Below are 19,306 nucleotides of genomic sequence, written 5' to 3'. Positions count from 1 at the left end.
CGCATCGCATGGGACTTGCGCGGGCGGGCGACCCGCCACCGTCGCATGTTTGCAACGCCGCTCGCCCTCGTTCGATGATGGACATCGTTTAATTTGCGTCGTTGCGGCACATGACGCCAGCTAGGCGGAACCTTGGCTCCTTGATTCGGGTCTCGACAGATCCGGGAGGATCGATGATCAGTCGCCGGGCACTATCCGGACTGTTGATGACGCTGGTCGGGCCCGCCTCGGTCACCGGCGGCGACACGCTCGCGCTGAGCCGTTGCCGGGGGTCGTGCGCCAATGTCGATCTGCGGACGCTCGGCTATGACGTGTTCTGCCGCTCGTTCTTCGACATCGCTGCGGCCGGAAAGCTGCGGCCGGATGCGACCGGCGCGGTGATCCGCGGCGAGATGCGATCGCTGTTTCGGCAGCGTCGCCTCTATCGGCCGACAAGCGAGGAGATGCGGGTGCTGTGGCGCGGCACGGCGGAAGGATTCTCGATCGTGAAGGTCGAGTTCGATCTGGAATGCGGGCTGCCGGTGCGCGGATGTCTCGGCATTCCCGATCGCGGCGTCAGGGGATTGGTGCTGCTGGCGCACGGCATGGCCGCGACGCCGGAGCGTTGCTTCGCCGACGGCGATCCCGACTACATGAATGCGATCGGCAAGCAGCTCTGCCAGGACGGCTACGTCGTCTGGTGTCCCTACATCGTCCAGATCGGAAATCAGGAAAGCCAGAACAACATCGCCGCCATGCTGGCGTCGCACGGCGTCTCCGCCCACAATGTATCGTGCGCGGCGATCGATGCCGGCGAAATCGTCTACAGGCGGTTGACCGGTGTGTCCGGCCTGAATGTCGGTGTCTATGGCGTGTCCTGGGGCGCGTTCCTCGCGCTGCATCTGGAGGCTGCGACCGGGCGGATGCGGCCGACCGTCATCTCCGGCTATATGCGCGACGAAACCAAATTCCTGATGTCGCCGATCATCACCAGCAATCTCGGCATCGAGCTCGCGGCCTATATCCACTTCAGCAACAGCCGCGCCAAATATGTCGGACGAGAATTGGCGAGCCTGATCTGCCCGTGTCCGCTCTATGTCGAGATCGGCAGCCGCGACACCGCGAACGCGATCGATTATGGCCGCGAGCAGAAGTTCGCGGAGATGCAGTCGGTCTACGCCTTGTCGGGCTATCCGCATCTGATCGGCATGACCGTGTTCGACGGCGTGCATGAGGTCAGCGGCAAGGTCGCGCGGCCATGGTTGCAGGAACGGCTGGCATCGCCCGCCTATGAGGCGACGTCGCGTCTGAAGAACGCGATCGCATTGTGAAGCCCGGGTGCTCGGCCGACTCGATTGAGACATTTCCAAGGCTGACCGTTTTCACGATCGTTCGGATCGAAAACACGGGATGCGTGCCGAGGATTGTCGGCGCCGGATTTGCCGCGTTATGATCGGCGGCAGTGCAGCGTGCTCATCCTGTTCGGCATGTGCCCGAGGTAACTCGGCGTCACATCCATCCGCTGGAAAGCGTGGTAGCCGACGAGGCGGGCAAACATGGACGGTACGGACAGCATGCGCGGTCGAATATCTGGTCTTCTCGTCCCGGCGGGACTGGCGTTCGCCGTGATGTCGGCGGCCGATGCCCAGATGGCACCATCAGGCCCGCCGGCCGTCGGGATCATCGAGACGGTCAAGCGGCCGGTCACCCAGACCAACGAGTTCCTGGGACGCATCGAGGCCACCAACCGCGTCAACGTGGTCGCGCGCGTCACGGCCTTCCTGGAAAAGCGGAACTTCGTCGAGGGCGCCGAGGTCAAGGCCGGCGATCTGCTCTATCAGCTGGAACGTGGCCCGTTCCTCGCCGATCTGGAGTCGAAGAAGGCGCAGGTCGCGCAGTTGCAGGCGACGCTGGCCAACGCCGTGCTGACCACCAACCGCGCCAAGGCGCTGCTCGGCGGGCCGGCCGGCCAGCAGTCGACCTATGACGCAGCCGTCGCCAACCAGCAGAGCCTGGAGGCGCAGGTGCAGGCCGCGCAGGCGCAGGTCGATCTGTCGCAGATCAATCTCGACTACACCCAGATCCATTCGCCGATCGACGGCCGGATCGGACGCACCGCGGTCACCGAGGGCAATGTGGTGACGCCCAGTTCCGGAACCCTGACCACCATCGTCAGCCAGGATCCGATGTATGTCACCTTCCCGGTGCCGGTGCGCGAATCGCTGGACCTGCGCGAGCGCTACGCGACGCGCGGCGGCTTCAAGGCGGTGGTGATCCGGGTTCGTCTGCCCGACGGACGGCTCTACGACAAGGTCGGCGCGCTTGACTTCGTCAACAATACCATCGCGCAAAACACCGACACGATCACGCTGCGCGGCACCATTCCCAACCCGCCGCTGTACAATTCGGCCGAGACCGGCGGTCCGGTGCGCGAGCTCACCGACAACGAGTTCGTCACCGTCCTTTTGGAGGGCGTCGAGCCGGTCGAAGTGCTGGCGATCCCGCGCTCGGCCGTGCTGTCGGACCAGCAGGGCGAATATGTCTATGTCGTCGGCGCCGAGAACAAGGCCGAGCAGCGGCGGATCGAGCTCGGGCAATCGACCTCCACGATCGCGGCGGTGACCAAGGGTCTTGCGCTCGGCGACAAGGTGATCGTCGAAGGCCTGCAGAAGGTGAAGCCGGGCGAGGTGGTTGCGCCGGGACCGGCCAGCGCGCTGATCCAGTCGAGCATGAAGGCGTCGGCGGATGGTGTCGGCAGCCCCGCGAAAGCGTCGGGCGGCACCCCATGATCTCAGCTGTTTTCGTCGATCGTCCGCGCCTTGCGATCGTCATTGCGTTCGTGATCACGATCGCGGGCGCGCTGGCGCTGCTGCAGATCCCGGTTGCCCAGTTCCCCGACATCGTGCCGCCGCAGGTCACGGTATCGGCGGTGTTTCCCGGCGCCTCCGCCGAGGTGGTGGAATCGAGCGTCGCCCAGCCGCTCGAGGCGCAGGTCGTCGGCGTCGACAAGATGCTCTACATGAAGTCGACCAGCGGCAATGACGGCAGCTACACGCTGACCGTCTCGTTCGCGCTCGGCACCAACCCCGACATCAACACCGTCAACGTCAACAATCGCGTCCAGAGCGCGCTGGCGCAATTGCCGACCGAGGTGCAGGCGCAGGGGTTGACGGTGCAGAAGAAGTCCTCGGCCGTGCTGCAGTTCATCGTGCTGTACAGCAAGAGCGGCGAGCAGGACCCGCTATTCATCACCAATTACGCCATCATCAACGTGCTCGACGCGATCTCGCGCACGCCCGGCGTCGGACAGGCCTCGCTGTTCGCCAAGCTGAACTATTCGATGCGGATCTGGTTCGATACCCAGCGGCTCACCAGCCTCAATCTGGCGCCGTCGGACGTGATCGCGGCGATCCGCGCGCAAAGCGTGCAGGCGCCGGTCGGCCGCATCGGCGCCCGTCCGATCAGCAACGACCAGCAGTTCCAGTTCAATGTGCAGACGCAGGGGCGCCTGACCACCTCGGAACAGTTCGGCAACATCGTGCTGCGGGCCAATCCGGACGGCTCGGTGCTGAAGATCAAGGACGTCGCCCGCGTCGAGATCGGCGCGCAGAACATGGATTCGGAGTCGCGGATCGACGGCAATCCCGGCGTACCGATGGGCATCTATCTCGCCCCCGGCGCCAACGCGGTGACCACGGCCAACGCGGTGCAGGCCACGCTCGCGCGGCTGTCGGAACGGTTTCCGCCGGGCCTGACCTATCTCGTACAATACGACTCCACGACCTTCGTCTCCGATACCATCAAGGAAGTGATCAAGACGCTCGGCGAGGCCTTCGTGCTCGTCGTGATCGTGGTGTTCCTGTTCCTCGGCAATCTGCGCGCCACCGTGATTCCGGCGGTCGCGGTGCCGGTCAGCCTGATCGGCACCTTCGCGGTGCTGCTGGCGCTGGGCTACTCCGCCAACACGGTGTCGCTGCTGGCGATGGTGCTCGCGATCGGCATCGTGGTCGACGACGCCATCGTGGTGGTGGAGAATGTCGAACGCGTGATGGAGGAGGAGCCGGAGCTGTCGCCGGCCGCGGCCACCAAGAAGGCGATGGCGCAGATCACCGCGCCGATCATCGCGATCTCGCTGGTGCTGCTCTCGGTGTTCGTGCCGATCGCCTTCATCCCCGGCATTTCCGGAACCCTGTTCCGGCAGTTCGCGGTGACGATCAGCGCGGCGATGGTGATCTCGGCATTGAACGCGCTGACCCTGTCGCCGGCGCTGTGTGCCGTGTTCCTGCGCCATGGCGGGCCGCGCCGCGGCATCATGGGACGCGTGCTCGGCGGCATCGACTGGGTGCGCGATCGCTATGCCGGAATGGTGCGGCGGCTGCTGCGCGTCGCGCTGCTGTCGGTGGTCGCGGTCCTGGTGTTTGCCGGCGCCATCTTCGGCGTATCGCGGATCACGCCGACCGGCTTCCTGCCCGAGGAGGACCAGGGCGCGTTCTTCATCGCCGTGCAGCTGCCCGACGGCGCGTCGGTGGCGCGCACCAGCGAGGTGACCAAGCAGGTCGAGGCGCTCCTGAAGAAGAATCCTGCGATCGACCACGTGCTGTCGATCATCGGCTTCTCGCTGCTCGATGGCGCCAGCGAACCCAACTCGGCCTTCATGGTGGCGCGCATGAAGCCGTTCGCCGATCGCACCGCCGCGGCGGCTTCGGTGCAGGCCGCGATCGGCCAGACCTTTGCCGCCGGGTCGCAGATCCGTCAGGCCTCGGTGCTGCCGTTCAATCTGCCGCCGATCATCGGGCTGTCGACCTCCGGCGGCTTCGAGTACCAGCTCGAGGCGCTGGAGGGCCAGGATCCGGCCGCGCTCAGCAGCGTGATGGGCGGGCTGATCGGTGCCGCCAACCGCGACCCGCGGCTGACGCGGGTGTTCTCGACCTTCACCGCGACCAATCCGTCGATCTATCTCGACATCGATCGCGCCAAGGCGCAGGCGCTCGGCCTCAACATGGCCGACGTCTTCACCGCGCTACAGGCGACGCTCGGCGGCATCTACGTCAACAATTTCAACCTGTTTGGCCGTACCTGGCAGGTCAACGTGCAGGGCGACGCGGCCGACCGCCGCGATATCCCCGACATCTGGCAGATCTATGTGCGCAACTCAGGCGGCGAGATGGTGCCGATCCGCTCGATCGCGTCTTTGCGGATCGTTACCGGACCGCAGGTCATCACGCGTTACAACAATTATCGTTCGGTCACGGTGAACGGCGGCCCGGCGGCCGGCGTGTCGTCGGGCACCGCGATCGCGGCCATGGCCGATCTCTCGCGGTCGACGCTGCCGGCGGGCTATTCCTATGAATGGACCGGCACCGCTTATCAGGAGCAGGCAGCCTCCGGCCAGACCGGCATCATCCTCGGCCTCGCCGTGCTGTTCGCCTATCTGTTCCTGGTCGGGCTGTACGAGAGCTGGACGATCCCGATTCCGGTGCTGCTGTCGGTCGCGGTCGGCGTGTTCGGCTCCTACCTCGCCATCAAGGTCGCGGGGCTGAATCTCGATCTCTACGGCCAGATCGGCCTCGTGGTGCTGATCGCGCTCGCTGCCAAGAACGGTATTTTGATCGTCGAGTTCGCCAAGGAGCAGCGCGAAGCCGGCCGCTCGATCACCGACGCTGCGATCACGGGATCGCAGATGCGCTTCCGTGCGGTGATGATGACCTCGATCGCCTTCATCCTCGGCCTGGTGCCGCTGGTGGTCGCGACCGGCGCCGCCGAGATCAGCCGCCGCGCCGTCGGCACCGCGGTGTTCGGCGGCATGCTCGCGGCCAGCTCGATCGGCATCTTCCTGGTGCCGATGCTCTACGTCACGTTCCAGCGCTGGCGCGAAAGCTTGAAACGCCGCTTCGGCGGCGGCGCGAAGGAGACGGCGCAGGACCATGCGGGCTGAGGCACTCGGAAACGGCTGCTAGCGGAACGGCGCGAGGATTTCGAGCAGCCGGTCCCTGTTGTCCTTGCCGATCTTGTCGATGACATGCCGCTCATGCTCAGCTGCGAGCAGCTTGAACTGCCGCAACGATGCTTCGCCGGCCGCGGTGAGATGCAGCGAATGGCTTCTCCGGTCGGTTTTCGACGCTGCGCGCTTGACGAGATTGCGCTGCTCGAGGGCGTCGAGCAGATGTACAAGGCGCGCGCGCTCGATGCCGAGACGCTTCGCCACCGCCATCTGGGTTAGGCCGGGATTGGCCGCGACCACCGTCAGTACGGAATACTGCGTCGGGGTGATGTCGACTGCGGCGAGCGTCTTGATGAAGTCCTGGAAGATCCAGAGCTGGAAGCGCCGCACCGCGTAGCCGACATGGCCGGCCAGGCCATCCAGGCCGACGTCGTCGTCCGGCGCTGCGATGGTCCGCTTCTTCGTCGCCGGCCGGTCGGGGCCTGTCTTGATTCCGGCCTGCGGGGCACGGGTTGGCACATCGCGTCTCCTGGTCGGTCGCATCCTATGGCCTCGGGCGGCCCGGCTCAACAATTGTTGTCGTCGACAACAGTCACCCTGGGAACGCTCGTACCGCTGCTCGATCCCTCCAGGCCGATGAACTCCGCGCCGACTGCGGCGTTATCACCACGACTTTGGTCCGTACTTTTGCGATAATACAAATTCGTTCCGGATTGGCCGTATCTGTCCAGGGAGTTTGTTGATTGAGTGTTGCCTTTACCAAGGAAGAGAGCGCCGAGACCGCGGCCGAAACGCTGTTGCCGGACCGCCCGATCTCGCCGCATGCCAATCTGGTCACCGAAGCGGGATTGCGCGCGCTCGAGGCTCAGCTCCGCGAGGCGCGCGAAGCCTATGAGGCTGCACAGCGGCTCGACGACGTCAACGAGCGGCGCCGCCAGTCGGCCGTGCCGCTGCGCGATATGCGCTATTTCACCGAGCGGCTGCGCACCGCCCAGGTCGTCCCGCCTCCCGCATCGACCGAGACGGTGGCGTTCGGCAGCACGGTGACATTCAGCCGCGCCGACGGGCGCGTGCAGACCTATCGCATCGTCGGCGAGGACGAGGCCGATCCAAAGGCTGGCTCGATCTCGTTCGTGTCGCCGGTCGCGAGGTTGCTGATGGGCAAGGCGTTGGGCGACGTGGTCGGTGCGGGCAATCAGCAGCTCGAGATCGTTGCGATTTCCTGAAGGCTTTGCCGGTGTGTTGCAGGCCGTCCACAGTGCCGCGCACGTGATCCGCGCCGCGCATTCCGGCGCGTCGCCAGCCGGTTCCTTTATCTTTCGGTAAGCACGTTGGCGCTAGACTCCAGCCAGTTAGTTGCGTTGGAGTAATCAAGTGATCGATTTTGACGAACTGCGGGATCTCGCAGCCGACGTTCGTATCTTCATCGAAGCGTCTGACGACAAGGCCAGCGCACTTAGAGCGATCGTCACGGCGTATGATGTCGTCGTCGGTATCTTCCCGTCGAACAGCGGTACGGACCTGCACGTGATCAAGGGACATGACGTCCTCGACCAGATCGCCCGCTCGCAGACTTCGGACGACTACACCCACACCGCGATCGCGTTCCAGAACCGCGAACAGGCGGTCGCGCTGCAGCACGCGCTGGCGGCCTGATCCTGCTTCCGTTGAGCGCGCCGGCGAGCGCCGGCTCGGCGCAAGCCGGCTGGAGTGAGGCCGCGCTTTCCGCGGACGCGGCGATCACGCGCATTGCGAAGACCGCGATCAGGTTTCATACTCCGCGTGGCCCGAAGGCGCATCTCAGCCGGCTGACGTGACGGTGCGACCAACCCGAAGACTGCAACAGTCCGTGCCGGGTGGCTGGAAAGCGGAGAGACAGCGATGCTGTTTCGTCTCGCATTTGCTCTGGTGTTGACGACGGCGCTGCTGGTTTGTCCGATCGACGCCGTGTCGCAGGACATGCTGCGCGACGTCGACCTCAACAGCCCCGACATGTCGACAGCCGAGATGACGCGGGCCGAGGTCGAGACGCTGCTCAAGGCGGCGCCTCGAGACGCCGCGGGCCAGAGCTCTGCGGATTTGCAGGAGAGGCGGCTGTCGCGGCTCGATCTCTCGGGGCTCGACTTCTCCGGCGGCAATCTGCGCCTCGTCAAGCTCAACCGCGCCAGCCTGAAAGGCGCGCGCTTCGATCGCGCTGTCCTCAACCAGGCCTGGCTGATCGACGCGGATTTGACCGGGGCGTCTCTCGTCAAGGCATCGCTGCTCGGCACGCAGATGCAGCGCGCCAGGCTTGGCGGCACCGATTTGAGCGGCGCGCGCATCACTGCGGACCTTTCCGGTGCCAGCCTGGTCGGGGCCAGACTCGCCGGCGCCGATTTGAGCGCCGACATGCGCAACCAATCGATGGGCTTGATGCGTGGCGTGCTCAAATCCGCCGATCTCAGGGGCGCCGATCTGGCCGGCGCCAATCTCGCGCGCGCCGATCTCGGGTTCGCGCAGTTGCAGCAGGCCAATCTGGCGAACTGCGATATGAGCCGCGCCGACCTGTCGGGAGCCGACTTGTCCAGCACCAATCTCGCCGGCGCCGATCTCACCGAGGCCGACCTCGCCTCGGCCCTCCTTCCAGGCGCAGCGATGCTGGAAAAGGCCCGCAACCTGGACAAGGCGAGGAATTTGAACCTGGCGCGGCACCTGCCTGAGTGACCGCAGTGATCCGAAATATGAAAAGACAGCGAATGGTCGGCAGCGAAAGCTGGCGGCGTGGAGCTGGGTCGACCAATGAATCCGGGCTGAAGAAAGTGGCGCACCCGACACGATTCGAACGTGTGACCTTTGCCTTCGGAGGGCAACGCTCTATCCAGCTGAGCTACGGGTGCGTGCAGGGCATCATTTAGCTGATTGGTCCCGCGTCGGCAACGGCGTTGTCCGGCCGGCCGCAGGCTGTAGACTGTCGGCGCCAATATCACGGGCTGTACAAAAAGGCCGTCTTTCGAGGGAGTTTGTTGATGCGTCCGCTGGAATTCGGCTGGTATCTGCCCACGCATGGCGACACCACGGCCTATGGGCTGATGGAGGCGCAGGTCGCGGGCTCGCCGGAACTCTGTGAGCGCGTGGTCCAGGCCGCTGAGGATGCCGGCTTCGACTATCTGCTGATCCCGGTCGGTTCGGTCTGCTGGGAGGCCTGGATCACCGGCGCGTTCATGGCGGCGCGCTCGCAGCGGATCAAGCCGCTGATCGCGGCGCGGCCGGGCTACATCAATCCGGTGCTGCTGGCCAAGATGATCTCGACCTTCGACCAGATGTCCGGCGGCCGCATCTGCATCAACCTGATCGCCGGCCAGAACGAGAGCGAGGTCGAGGCCGAGGGTGTCCGCCAGCCCAAGGAAGAGCGTTACGCGCTGATGGAGGAGGAGGTCTCGATCCTAAAGGCGCTGTGGACCACGCGCGGCCCGCTGCATTTCGCGGGCAAATTCCACACCATCTCTGGTGCGCATATCAGGCCGCGGCCGCTGCAGCAGCCGTTTCCAAAATTCTATCTCGGCGGCGGATCGCGGCAGGCCTGGGAGCTGTCGGCAAAACATTCCGACGTGCATCTGTTCTGGGGCGACCTGCCGGAGCGCATCGCGCAGAACATCGCCGAGATCAGGCAACTGGCGCGGCTCCACGACCGCGAGGACGCGATCGGCTTCGGCATGCGGCTGCAGGTGATCTGCCGCGAGAACGAGGCGGATGCCTGGGAGGCGGCGGAGCAACTGGTGCGCCACGCCACCGAGCGGCAGAAGCAGGAGATCAAGACTCTCTACACCCGCTCGGAGGCCAATCAGCGCGTGCAGCAGCTTGCCCGCGACTATGGCGATCTCCTGATGCCGCATCTGTGGACCGGCATCACCAAGGTGCGGCCCGGCGCGGGCATCGCGGTGGTCGGCAATCCCGAACAATGCGCCGCCACGCTGCAGCAATTCATCGACGCCGGCTGCCACTCCTTCTGCCTGTCCGGTTATCTGCATGACGAGGAAGCCGAGCGCTTCGGCCGGCTGATCCGCCCGATCCTCGCCGCCAACAACCGCGGGCGGCTCGTGGCCTGAACACGACCCGGGCGCGCGGCGCAAGCGCGCAAGGATGTGATCCGGATCCGGTGGCAGGTTTCATCGATCCCGTCCATGATGTGGGGGTACGGAAGCGAGACGACAGCCCGATGGAGGACATCGTGAAATTATCCCTGCTCGCGTTTCTGACTGCAGTTGGATGGCTTGGCTTGAGCCCGGCCTATGCCGCGGACGGCTGCGGTGTCGGCTGTCACGCTACCGTCGCGGGCGCCTGCGTGATCGACGGCTGGGGCACCGGCGCGCGCGTGCGCAACGAATGCCCGGCCACCTCGCGCCCCCGACCGCCCTGCGGCGGCCGTGGCTTCACCTGGCGGCGCGACTACAGGGCGTGCTCCCAGACGACGAAGGACTGGCTCTAGATTTTACGGACGGCGCCGGCGCGTTACGCCGGCACGATCGCCTTGCCGATCGGCCATAGCGCAATGCCGGCGAGCTTGAGATGCGCCCAGGCGAACGGCAGGCCGATGATGGTCACCGCGAGCAGGATCGCGGTGATGAGGTGGCCGAGCGCGAGCCACCAGCCGGCGAGGATGAACCAGACCAGATTGCCGATCAGGCCAAGCGGCCCGGTGCCGATGTCGCTTTGGCCGGTCAATTCGTCGCGGCGTACCGCGCGCGAGCCGAACGGCAACAGCGTGTAGGCGGCGATGTTGAAGGCGGCGCGCGCCCAGGGCAGGCCGATAATGGTGATCGCCATGATCACAGCGGCCACCAGCCAGCCGAACGCCATCCAGGCACCGCCGATCAAAATCCAGAGGATGTTCAGGAGGATAGAGACAGGCTGCATCGATGACACCTTCGCTGCCGCAGGGACCGGGTTCTATATAGGCGGACGGCCGGTGGGGCGGTAGGGCGTGCGCATCTCGCGATGTGTTCCGGCCTCTCCTCGCATTTGCGGGACAAGGGCCGTTGCGCAATTTCGGAATAATGGAATATTACCGCTGAGTTGCCCGACATGTCAAGTCGCCTTGTCACCGGGCCGAACGCCGGCAGCCGTTCGCCGGCTCCTTTGCGCCGGCTCCTTTGCATGGGGTTGTTTTCCATGTTTTGGCAGCGCCCCGCCTCAAAGGGCGGAGAAGAAGCGCTGCGCGGCTCTCTCTCTTCTTCCTCTCCCCCGTTCTTACGGCGAGAGGGGTGGGGTGAGGGGCTGCTTCCACGTATTCGGCGACCAGAGCGTTCGCGGAAACTCCCCTCACCCGGATCACATCTGGCGATGCGATCCGACCTCTCCCCGCAGGCGGGGCGAGGTGAGGGGGACCGCCGTTCTTGTTTCGAGACGGAGTGGCTTTAGCGGCGGAAACCGCTGGCGCGGGAATAGCTCTGGCGGCTTTCCTGGGCCGGGCGGGCCGCGAGACTGGCGCGCGTCTCGCTGATCAGCGGGGTCGCGGGCCGCAGGTCTTCGAGGAAGATCGGCTTGGCAAAGTAATAGCCCTGGGCGTAGCGGATCTTGGTCGCCGCCTGCAGATAGGCGAGCTCCTCGTAGGATTCGATTCCCTCGGCGATCACGGTCATGCCGAGTGCCTCGCTCAGCGATTCGATCGCGCGCAGGATGCCCTGGCTGCGTGGCCGCTTGTGGATGTCGGTGATGAAGGAGCGGTCGATCTTGATCTCGTCGGCGGTGATGTCGGCGAGCGCCGACAGTGACGAATAGCCGATGCCGAAATCGTCGATCGAGATGCCGACGCCGATGCCGCGCAGGATTGGCAGGATCTCGTCCTGGAAGTGCGATTTGGTGATGAACGCGTCCTCGGTCACCTCGATCATGAAGCGCTTCGGAAAGCCGGTCTCCTCCAGCGCACGCGCGAACGGGCGCATGAATTCGAGGTTGGCGGCCTGCTTGGCCGCGACATTGATGCTGATCGTCGCGTTCGGGCCGAACGTGTCGTTGATCAGGTCGATCGATTTCACGATCTCCGCCAGCACCAGGAACGTCAGCTCGTCGATCAGCCCGAGCTCGACGGCGAGGTTGATGAAGGTGCCGGGCGCCTGGATCACGCCCTCGTCGTCGCGCAGCCGTACCAAGGCCTCGATGCCCTTGACCTCCTGGGTGCGGATATCGACCTTGGCCTGGAACGCGCAGCAGAAGCGCTTCTCCAGGATCGCCAGCCGCAGCGACTGCTCGATCTTCATTCGCGCCAGTGCCTCGCGTTCCATGCTGGTGTCGAAGAACGCGGTCGAGCCCTTGCCGTTGTTCTTGACGCGGTACATCGCGATGTCCGCGTTCTGCCGCAGCGCCTCGTAATTGTTGCCGTGCCCGGGATACAGGCTGACGCCGATCGAGGTCGAGGCGAAGGTCTCGGAGTCCTCGATGAAGAACGGCGCCTTCAGCCGCTCCTGCATGACGTGGATGAACTCGGAGACCTCGCGGTCGTTGCTGATCGGGCTCAGCAGCAGCAGGAACTCGTCGCCGGAGATGCGCGACAGCATGTCGGTGTCGCGCAAGGCGAGGCCGAGCCGCTTCGACAATTCGACCAGCAGCGCGTCGCCGATCGCATGGCCGTAATAGTCGTTGATGTGCTTGAAATTGTCGACGTCGAGGAAGGCGAGCGCGAAATGACCGTGGGGGTCGTCGCGGATCAGGCTGTTGACCCGGTGCTCGATCACGCGGCGGCTCGGCAGGCCGGTCAGCTCGTCGTAATAGGCGGAGCGGAACAGCTGGTCCTCGAACGCCTTCTGCTCGCTGATGTCGGTCGAGGTCGAGATCAAGAGGTTGCGTCCGCCGATCTGCACCGGGCGGTGCGAGGTGAGGAACACGTGCCGCGATGCGCCGCTGATCAGCGCCTCCTCGAGCACCACCGGGCGGCCGTTGCGCAGCAGTTCCAGGCAGGCCGCATGGCGGTCGTCGGCAGGCGAAGACGGCGAACCGGCATTGGCGGCGAGCTGCAATTGCGCCGTGGCCGCTTCGTTCACCAGGATGAATTCGCCGCGCTCGTCCTGCACGGTGACGCCGGCAGGCAGCAGATGGAGGAGGTCGCGCAGGATACGCAATTCATTGCTGAAATTGCCGACGTGGCCGGCTGCCAAAGCGTCGGGCTGCAAATCGTTTTTGGTGGGATGATGCATGCGCCAAAGCTTGGCAAAGTCCGTTGTAGTTTTGGTTAAGCAGAGCTGCGAAAAACCGTGACACAATGCGGTGGCGGCGACTTTCCCAGGCGGTCGCGGCAATCGTCATTAATAGAATATCAATATGGGGCAGCCGCGCTTTCGAAAGCGATTGCGTTTCACGCGGTTGCGATCGGCGTGCTTACGCATGATCCGGAAACGTGCGAAGCGGTTTTCCGAAAAGATCATGCGCAAACATCGCGCTTTAGTCGCTCGGAATCTTGCACTGCATGGTGCAGTGAACGCCGGTCTTCAGGTAGCTGATCTCGGTCTTGCCGTCGAACGGGCGCAGCACCGATTTCAAGAGCTTGGTGCCGAAGCCGGCCTCGCCGACCGTCTCGACCGCCGGTCCTTCGGTCTCGTCCCAGATCACGGTGAGACGGCCGTCGGCCACCGTCCACGACACCTGCAGCAGCCCGCGCGGCGAGGAGAACGCGCCGTATTTTCCGGCATTGGTGGCGAGCTCGTGGAAGATCAACGCCAGCGAGACCGCGAGCTTGGCCGGCAGGAACAGTTGCTCGCCGTTGAGGTTGAACCGCACATGGCCGTAGGGGCCGAGCTCCGAGCGTAGCAAATCCCTGATATCGCAGCCATAGCCGTCGACCCGTGCGATCAGATCGTCGGTCGCCGACAGCGCGCGGATGCGGTGGTCGATGCGCTGCCAGACATCGGGCCGGTCCTGCAGCGCCTGGTGCAGCACGGCATGAATGGTCGAGGATTTGTTCTTGAGGCGGTGCTGCAGCTCATCGATCAGGAGCTTGCGGTACTGCTCCTCGTCGGTCAACCGCCGCGAGATCTCGCGCTGCTGGGCGACCAGGGAGCGATAATGCTCGACGCCCCAGATCGCGATGCCGCACACCACCCAGAAGATCATCAGCAGCGCAAAGCGCGCCGGATCGACGGTCGCGCTTGAGAAATTGATGACCACGCCGAGCAGGCCGCTCGCCAGAGCGGTGGCGATCCCGATCCGGAAGCCGCCGAACGCGGTGGCAAAGAACACCGCCGGAAAATACGGCGTGAAGAACACATCCGGCCGGATCTGGGCGAGCCCGAACCGCGCGGCCGTGGCCAAAACGAGACAGAACACCGCGAAGCCGGTCGCAAGCAGCAGCGATGGCTGGGCATTGCCCTGCCAACACTGCCGGAACTCGTCGATCCATTTCGTCATCGGTCGTTTCACTTCACGTGATTACACGCCCCAAAATAAGGCCGCTGCGACCGAAAAACCGCAGTTGTGTCCTCGTGGCCACAGGTGGACCCGAGCTCGTGCAAGCGGACGGGAATATCCGCGCGGGACAAGGAGGACGACTGGACGGCGAGCCCTGCGGTCAGCCGGGCCGGGCCGAACTGCTGCGGTGTCCTGAAGGCGTCAGGCGGCGCTGTAGCCGCCGTCGATTACATGCGATGCGCCCGTCATGAACGACGCCTTCTCCGAGCACATCCAGACCACGGCTTCCGCGATTTCCTCCGGCACACCCAGCCGACGCACCGGCACCTTGGCCATGATCTCGTCGTAGCGTTCGTCCATCGTCTCCTTGGTCATCGGCGTCTTGATGTAGCCGGGATTGACGCAATTCACGCGGATGCCGTCCTGGGCATATTCGATCGCGGCTGATTTGGTCAGCCCGACGACACCGTGCTTGGTCGCGACATAGTGGCCAGACGTCGCGAGGCCGATCAGCCCGGCGATCGAGGCCGTGTTGACGATCGCGCCGCCGCCACCCTGCTTGAGCATCTGCGCGATCTCGTATTTCAGGCACAGGAACACGCCCATCAGATTCACCGAGAACATCTTCGCCACGGTGGCCTGCGTCAGTTCATGAATGCGCTGGCCGGGCGGGCCGACCGAGCGCCCGGCCACGCCGGCATTGTTGAACGCGCAATCGATGCGGCCGAACGCCGAGACCGTGCGCGCCACCATGCTGGCGACAGCAGCCTCATCGGTGACATCGCCCTGGATCGCGATCGACTGCCCGCCGGCCGCGTTGATCAAGGCGACCGTCTCCTCGATGCCGTCCTGCGAGAGGTCGGACACCGCGACGCGTGCGCCTTCACGCGCCATCGCAATCGCCGTCGCCCGGCCGATGCCGGAGCCGCCGCCCGTCACCAGTGCCGCCTTGCCGTCGAGAATGCCTGCCATGAGAAATCTTTCCTGTGCGGTTAGCGCTTTCCTTCGATCGCGATCTCGACGAGATACGGCCGCTGGCTCGCGACGGCCCTCGCGACCGCGCCGGCGATATCGTCGGCGTTCTCGACCCTGACCGCCTCGACGCCCATGCCGGTGGCGAGATGCACGAAGTCGAGGGCGGGGCCGGTGATATCCATGTTCTGGTAGGGATGTTGGGTGCCGGCCTCGAAATTCTGACGCCAGACGTCCACATTGTGCTTGAGGATGCGGTACTCGCGGTTCGCCAGCACCACGAACACGATCGCAAGCTTGTGGTGCGCGGCGGTCCACAGCGCCTGGATCGCATACATCGCCGAGCCGTCGCCGGAGATGGCGACGACCGGCCGCTCCGGCATCGCGACCTTGACGCCGATCGCGCCGGCAAGGCCCTGGCCGATGCCGCCGCCGCGGCCGCCGAAATAGTCGCCGAAGCCGCGATAGTCGAAGGCGCGCGCCAGATCGAGACTGGCGGTGATGCTTTCATCGACGATGACGACGTTGTCGGGCAGGCCGCGACGAAGCTCCGCGGTGACGCGCGGCATCGAGCTCGGCTGCCGGTTCCAGCTTTTTTCGACGCGTGCGCGATAGGCCTCCTTTTCCTTTGCCTGCAATTCGGCCAGCGCGGCATTGCGGTTCTGCGCGGCCTGCCTGAAGTCCGCGCTCGCCTTTGCGCGCACCGCTTCGGTCAGTTCGCCGAGACTGACGGCGATGTCGCCGACGATGCCGGCATCGAGCCGGTTGCTGAAGGCAAGACGCTCGGCCGAGGCTTCGATTTGCAGCAGGGATGCGCCCTCGGGAATGTGGCCGCCTGGCGCAAACCAGATGTCCTCGAAGAACGGACCGCCGATCAACAGCACGATATCGCTATCGCCGAGCGCCTTGTGCACTTGCCGAGCGTCGCCGGGGAGCGCCTGGCGATAGCTCGGATGGCCGGTCGGGAACGGCGCGTGATGTCGCAGCCCTTCGAACCACACGGTGGCGCCGATCGCTTCCGTGAGCGCAACCAGCGCCTGCTCGCCGCCCGATCGCGCCACGTCGTCGCCGGCGATGATGGCCGGATTTTTCGCCTTCAGCAGCAGCGTGGCCAGCGCGTCGATGCCGGCCGGATCGGGCCGCGTCGATCGCCAGAGACGATCCGGCGTCGACGCCTCTATCGCGGTTTCCTGTTCCATGACGTCGATCGGCAACGATACGAACACCGGTCCCCGCGGCGCATCGGTCGCGACCTTGAACGCCCGGCGCATGATCGGCGCGATCTCGTCGGCGCGCTCGATCTGCACGCTCCATTTCGTCACCGGTGCTGCCATCGCAACGAGGTCGTGTCCGAGGAGCGGATTGTTGAGCCGCATCCGCGTATCCTGCTGGCCGGCCGTCACCACCACGGGCGAATTCGCCTTCAGCGCGCCGTAGAGCGAACCGATGCCGTTGCCGAGGCCGGGAGCGACGTGCAGATTGGCGACGGTGACGCGTCCCGAGGCCTGCGCATAGAAGCTGGCGGCGCTGACGGCGACGCCTTCATGTAGCGCCATGACGTATTGGAGTTGCGGAAAGGCCGGTAGGCTGTCGAGCAGCGGCGTTTCCGTCGTGCCGGGATTGCCGAAGATATGACGCACGCCGTGCGCCATGAACGATTCCATCAGCACACGCCGTCCGCGCATTCGCTCCCTCTCGATCTGTTTTGTGCATCATCCGCCGCGGCGCCGCCCATGGCAACCACGCAAGCCGGCTCGCGCCCGCGCGGCCGGTTGCGTCCTCCGCATGGCTGCAAAGCGATCATGGTTCGGCGTTGTCGGACGGGGCCTGATGCAGCGTCGTAGCCCGGATGAAGCGCAGCGAAATCCGGGGCCTCTCGCGCCATTGGCGAACGCCGTCCCGGATCGCGCTGCCCTCCATCCGGGCTACACGGCTACGAATTCACGCCGGCTTCACCATCACCCGCAGCCCGTCGCGCGGCTTCGGGATCGGCCACATCTGCCACTCGGCCTTGTAGCTCTGCGGCAGCGACACTTCGAGATTCTGCACGAAGTGGCGGGCGAAGCATTTCGCCTGCATGTACGCAAAATGCAGGCCGAGGCACATATGCGCGCCGCCGCCGAACGGCACCCAGGCGAACCGGTGCCGGCCGCGCTGCGCCTCGTCGGTGAAGCGCATCGGGTCGAACCGGTCGGGCTCCGGCCAGATTTCGGCCATGTGGTGGGTGAACAGCGGATTGGCACCGACCACGGTGCCGGCCGGGATCGCAAATCCCTTGAACGAGAAGTCGCGCACCGCGCGGCGCGGCATCGAGGGTACCGGCGGCTTCAGGCGCAGCGCTTCCTTGAACGCCATCTCCGACAGCGGCATGGCGTTGAGTTGGTCGAGGCTGGTGGGCTCGCCGGCGGCGACGCCGAGTGCGGCGACCTCGTCGCGCAGCTTGCGCTGCCAGTCGGGATGGGCGGCAAGCTCGCCGACGAACGAGGTTAGCGAGGAGGTCAGGGTGTCGTGCGCCGCCATCATCAGGAAGCTCATGTGGTCGATGATGTCCTGCTCGGAGAGCAGTGCGCCGTCTTCATGGGTGGCCTGGCACAGTTGCGAGAACAGGTCGTCGCCGCCGCCGCGCGCCCGGCGGATCGGGATCTGCTCGGCGAAATAGGCGATGATGCGCTTGCGGCCGGCGACCCCGCGCGCCATCTGCGTGAACGGCAGCGGCTTGCGGATCGGCGCGACGGCTGCCGCCACCATGTCGACGAAGGCGCGGTTGATCTCGTCGACCTCTGGCCCGATATCGGCGCCGAGGAACGAGGTCGCGGCAAGATCGAGCGTGAGCTGCTTCATCGCCGGATAGATCAGCATCTCCCCGGCTCTTGCCTTCCACTGCGCCACACGCGCCGCGATGCCCTTGTCGAGCTCTGTGAAATAGGACTTCATCGGCTCGGACTTGAAGGCGACCGACAGAGCGCGGCGGTGCACGCGGTGCTCGTCGAAATCGCGCAGCATCAGACCTTTCGGGAACAGCAGGCCGAGAATCGGTCCCCAGCCGAGCTCGGAGGAGAACAGCTTGGCCTGATCGAACAGCAGCAGCTCGTTGGCGTCAGGCCCGAGCAGCGTGACGCTGGTCTCGCCGAACAGATGGGTGCGATAGACGTTGCCGAACTTCGCTGCGCTGCGCTCCACATACCCCTTTGGATCGGCAAGAGCTTCCAGCGTCTTACCGATGAACGGCCAGCCTTCGTCGCCGGGGATATGGGTGAGCGAGTTGCGCTTCGTTGGCGCGAATGCGTGCGAGGTGGGCGCAACACTCTGCATCGACATGGCCGTTGCTCCGATCAAGGATGCTATCGCTTAGCCGCAGCAGGTAAATAACCTTTTGCAGGCCGGCTGCATAGCGTCGATGCACGTGATTGGTCGCACCTGCTGACGCAGGAGCCTACTGGGCTGGCAGAGGCAACAGCTTCTTCTATTCAACAACAGCATGCACGGCCATGTGCCGGCGATGCAGCGCGCCGCCGGTCCCGCGCACCGGCAGGATTATCGCGCCACCCTGGTGACGATCGGCGGCTCCGGCTTCGACGGGGACGATGTCGAGAGCCATTTCCCGCCCGATGCGACTTTCGTCTGGCTGCGGCAAAACGCACCTCGCGCCGGGGCTGCGTCACCTTCGAGAGCGGGCTGAAAGGAAATGTCGGACAAGGTGCCCGGCATGGGCGATCATTTCGAGCGCGGCGCGCCGGGCATGCACACGTCGGACACCATCGACTATGGCGTGGTGGTTCGCGGCGAGATGACGCTCGAGCTCGACGACGGACAGAAGATCCATCTGCGCCAGGGCGATACCATCGTGCAGAACGGCACGAGGCTTCGCTGGCGCAACCCGCTGTCGGAGCCGTGCCTGATGGCCTTCGTCTCGATCGGTGGCAAGCGCGGTTAGGGGTTGCCCCACGGCCTGGGACATGGATTCAGTGTCGTCCTGGCGAAGGCCAGGACCCGTTGCCCCGAATAGCAATTGTTGCGCGATTCTGAGGCCGCGCTCCC

At 65.2% G+C, this 19,306-nt stretch carries 17 protein-coding genes and 1 tRNA gene; 9 read left to right on the top strand and 9 right to left on the bottom strand.

Annotation, left to right across the window (positions count from 1 at the left end; translation table 11 throughout):
* Positions 1–173: 173 nt before the first annotated feature.
* The 3 genes from J6500_RS19215 to J6500_RS19205 all read left to right on the top strand — a co-directional run bounded on the left by J6500_RS19215 (position 174) and on the right by J6500_RS19205 (position 5,914).
* Positions 174–1,310: an alpha/beta hydrolase gene (locus tag J6500_RS19215; protein ID WP_225714257.1), complete on the top strand. Its 1,137-nt coding sequence runs from the start codon at positions 174–176 to the stop codon at positions 1,308–1,310.
* A 225-nt stretch (positions 1,311–1,535) separates the two neighbouring features.
* Positions 1,536–2,768, top strand: a complete 1,233-nt coding sequence (locus tag J6500_RS19210) for an efflux RND transporter periplasmic adaptor subunit (RefSeq protein ID WP_376707828.1) — start codon at positions 1,536–1,538, stop codon at positions 2,766–2,768.
* Positions 2,765–5,914, top strand: a complete 3,150-nt coding sequence (locus J6500_RS19205) for an efflux RND transporter permease subunit (RefSeq protein ID WP_225714256.1) — start codon at positions 2,765–2,767, stop codon at positions 5,912–5,914. Before J6500_RS19210 ends, J6500_RS19205 begins: the two co-directional genes overlap by 4 nt.
* A gap of 18 nt (positions 5,915–5,932) precedes the next feature.
* On the opposite strand, the gene J6500_RS19200 is transcribed toward J6500_RS19205, so the two are convergent.
* A complete protein-coding gene (locus J6500_RS19200) occupies positions 5,933–6,439 on the bottom strand; it encodes a MarR family winged helix-turn-helix transcriptional regulator (protein WP_376707827.1) in 507 nt (168 codons plus the stop codon).
* A 224-nt stretch (positions 6,440–6,663) separates the two neighbouring features.
* On the opposite strand from J6500_RS19200, the gene greA reads away from it, so the two are divergent.
* The 3 genes from greA to J6500_RS19185 all read left to right on the top strand — a co-directional run bounded on the left by greA (position 6,664) and on the right by J6500_RS19185 (position 8,623).
* The gene (gene greA / locus J6500_RS19195; RefSeq protein WP_225714255.1) at positions 6,664–7,146 is read left to right on the top strand and encodes a transcription elongation factor GreA; all 483 of its coding nucleotides are present in this window, start codon (positions 6,664–6,666) and stop codon (positions 7,144–7,146) included.
* Between the two features lie 148 nt (positions 7,147–7,294).
* A complete protein-coding gene (locus J6500_RS19190) occupies positions 7,295–7,576 on the top strand; it encodes a hypothetical protein (RefSeq protein WP_211985618.1) in 282 nt (93 codons plus the stop codon).
* A gap of 225 nt (positions 7,577–7,801) precedes the next feature.
* Positions 7,802–8,623 carry a pentapeptide repeat-containing protein gene (locus J6500_RS19185; protein ID WP_225714254.1) on the top strand — a complete coding sequence of 274 codons (822 nt, stop codon included), beginning with the start codon at positions 7,802–7,804 and terminating at the stop codon, positions 8,621–8,623.
* A 96-nt stretch (positions 8,624–8,719) separates the two neighbouring features.
* Here the strand turns inward: J6500_RS19185 and J6500_RS19180 are convergent.
* Positions 8,720–8,796 (bottom strand) — tRNA-Arg (locus tag J6500_RS19180).
* Between the two features lie 129 nt (positions 8,797–8,925).
* On the opposite strand from J6500_RS19180, the gene J6500_RS19175 reads away from it, so the two are divergent.
* Complete coding sequence (locus J6500_RS19175; protein WP_225714253.1) at positions 8,926–10,005, top strand: LLM class flavin-dependent oxidoreductase; 1,080 nt, start codon at positions 8,926–8,928, stop codon at positions 10,003–10,005.
* Between the two features lie 122 nt (positions 10,006–10,127).
* Complete coding sequence (locus tag J6500_RS19170; RefSeq protein WP_225714252.1) at positions 10,128–10,385, top strand: GCG_CRPN prefix-to-repeats domain-containing protein; 258 nt, start codon at positions 10,128–10,130, stop codon at positions 10,383–10,385.
* Between the two features lie 23 nt (positions 10,386–10,408).
* Here the strand turns inward: J6500_RS19170 and J6500_RS19165 are convergent, their stop codons facing one another.
* From J6500_RS19165 to J6500_RS32000, 7 genes are all read right to left on the bottom strand, one after another.
* Positions 10,409–10,813, bottom strand: coding sequence for a YccF domain-containing protein (locus J6500_RS19165; RefSeq protein ID WP_225714251.1), 405 nt, complete (start codon positions 10,811–10,813; stop codon positions 10,409–10,411).
* Positions 10,814–11,313: 500 nt separating this feature from the next.
* A complete protein-coding gene (locus J6500_RS19160; RefSeq protein ID WP_225714250.1) occupies positions 11,314–13,089 on the bottom strand; it encodes a putative bifunctional diguanylate cyclase/phosphodiesterase in 1,776 nt (591 codons plus the stop codon).
* A 244-nt stretch (positions 13,090–13,333) separates the two neighbouring features.
* Entirely contained in the window at positions 13,334–14,296 is a 963-nt protein-coding gene (locus tag J6500_RS19155) for a sensor histidine kinase (RefSeq protein ID WP_225714249.1), read from the bottom strand.
* A 201-nt stretch (positions 14,297–14,497) separates the two neighbouring features.
* On the bottom strand, positions 14,498–15,268 hold the full coding sequence (locus tag J6500_RS19150; protein WP_225714248.1) for an SDR family NAD(P)-dependent oxidoreductase: 771 nt from the start codon (positions 15,266–15,268) through the stop codon (positions 14,498–14,500).
* A 20-nt stretch (positions 15,269–15,288) separates the two neighbouring features.
* A complete protein-coding gene (locus tag J6500_RS19145; protein WP_225714247.1) occupies positions 15,289–16,953 on the bottom strand; it encodes a thiamine pyrophosphate-binding protein in 1,665 nt (554 codons plus the stop codon).
* 256 nt (positions 16,954–17,209) lie between these two features.
* Positions 17,210–18,586, bottom strand: a complete 1,377-nt coding sequence (locus tag J6500_RS19140; RefSeq protein ID WP_225714246.1) for a cytochrome P450 — start codon at positions 18,584–18,586, stop codon at positions 17,210–17,212.
* A gap of 145 nt (positions 18,587–18,731) precedes the next feature.
* Complete coding sequence (locus J6500_RS32000) at positions 18,732–18,866, bottom strand: hypothetical protein (protein WP_283842927.1); 135 nt, start codon at positions 18,864–18,866, stop codon at positions 18,732–18,734.
* A gap of 87 nt (positions 18,867–18,953) precedes the next feature.
* On the opposite strand from J6500_RS32000, the gene J6500_RS19135 reads away from it, so the two are divergent.
* Positions 18,954–19,202, top strand: a complete 249-nt coding sequence (locus J6500_RS19135) for a cupin domain-containing protein (protein WP_225714245.1) — start codon at positions 18,954–18,956, stop codon at positions 19,200–19,202.
* The last annotated feature ends 104 nt before the right edge of the window (positions 19,203–19,306 follow it).

This window comes from Bradyrhizobium semiaridum (genome assembly GCF_020329505.1).
In the GTDB taxonomy this organism is placed as follows: Bacteria; Pseudomonadota; Alphaproteobacteria; order Rhizobiales; family Xanthobacteraceae; genus Bradyrhizobium; species Bradyrhizobium semiaridum.
Note: the sequence above shows the minus strand (reverse complement) of the source record. Positions and strands in the feature narration are given on the sequence as shown.

Bases quoted from the DNA above. Each gene is read 5' to 3' on its own strand.
- J6500_RS19215 (WP_225714257.1), top strand. From the start codon at position 174: ATGATCAGTCGCCGGGCACTATCCGGACTGTTGATGACGCTGGTCGGG.
- J6500_RS19210 (WP_376707828.1), top strand. From the start codon at position 1,536: ATGGACGGTACGGACAGCATGCGCGGTCGAATATCTGGTCTTCTCGTC.
- J6500_RS19205 (WP_225714256.1), top strand. From the start codon at position 2,765: ATGATCTCAGCTGTTTTCGTCGATCGTCCGCGCCTTGCGATCGTCATT.
- J6500_RS19185 (WP_225714254.1), top strand. From the start codon at position 7,802: ATGCTGTTTCGTCTCGCATTTGCTCTGGTGTTGACGACGGCGCTGCTG.
- J6500_RS19175 (WP_225714253.1), top strand. From the start codon at position 8,926: ATGCGTCCGCTGGAATTCGGCTGGTATCTGCCCACGCATGGCGACACC.
- J6500_RS19165 (WP_225714251.1), bottom strand. From the start codon at position 10,813: ATGCAGCCTGTCTCTATCCTCCTGAACATCCTCTGGATTTTGATCGGC.
- J6500_RS19160 (WP_225714250.1), bottom strand. From the start codon at position 13,089: ATGCATCATCCCACCAAAAACGATTTGCAGCCCGACGCTTTGGCAGCC.
- J6500_RS19155 (WP_225714249.1), bottom strand. From the start codon at position 14,296: ATGACGAAATGGATCGACGAGTTCCGGCAGTGTTGGCAGGGCAATGCC.
- J6500_RS19150 (WP_225714248.1), bottom strand. From the start codon at position 15,268: ATGGCAGGCATTCTCGACGGCAAGGCGGCACTGGTGACGGGCGGCGGC.
- J6500_RS19145 (WP_225714247.1), bottom strand. From the start codon at position 16,953: ATGCGCGGACGGCGTGTGCTGATGGAATCGTTCATGGCGCACGGCGTG.
- J6500_RS19140 (WP_225714246.1), bottom strand. From the start codon at position 18,586: ATGTCGATGCAGAGTGTTGCGCCCACCTCGCACGCATTCGCGCCAACG.
- J6500_RS32000 (WP_283842927.1), bottom strand. From the start codon at position 18,866: ATGGCTCTCGACATCGTCCCCGTCGAAGCCGGAGCCGCCGATCGTCAC.
- J6500_RS19135 (WP_225714245.1), top strand. From the start codon at position 18,954: ATGTCGGACAAGGTGCCCGGCATGGGCGATCATTTCGAGCGCGGCGCG.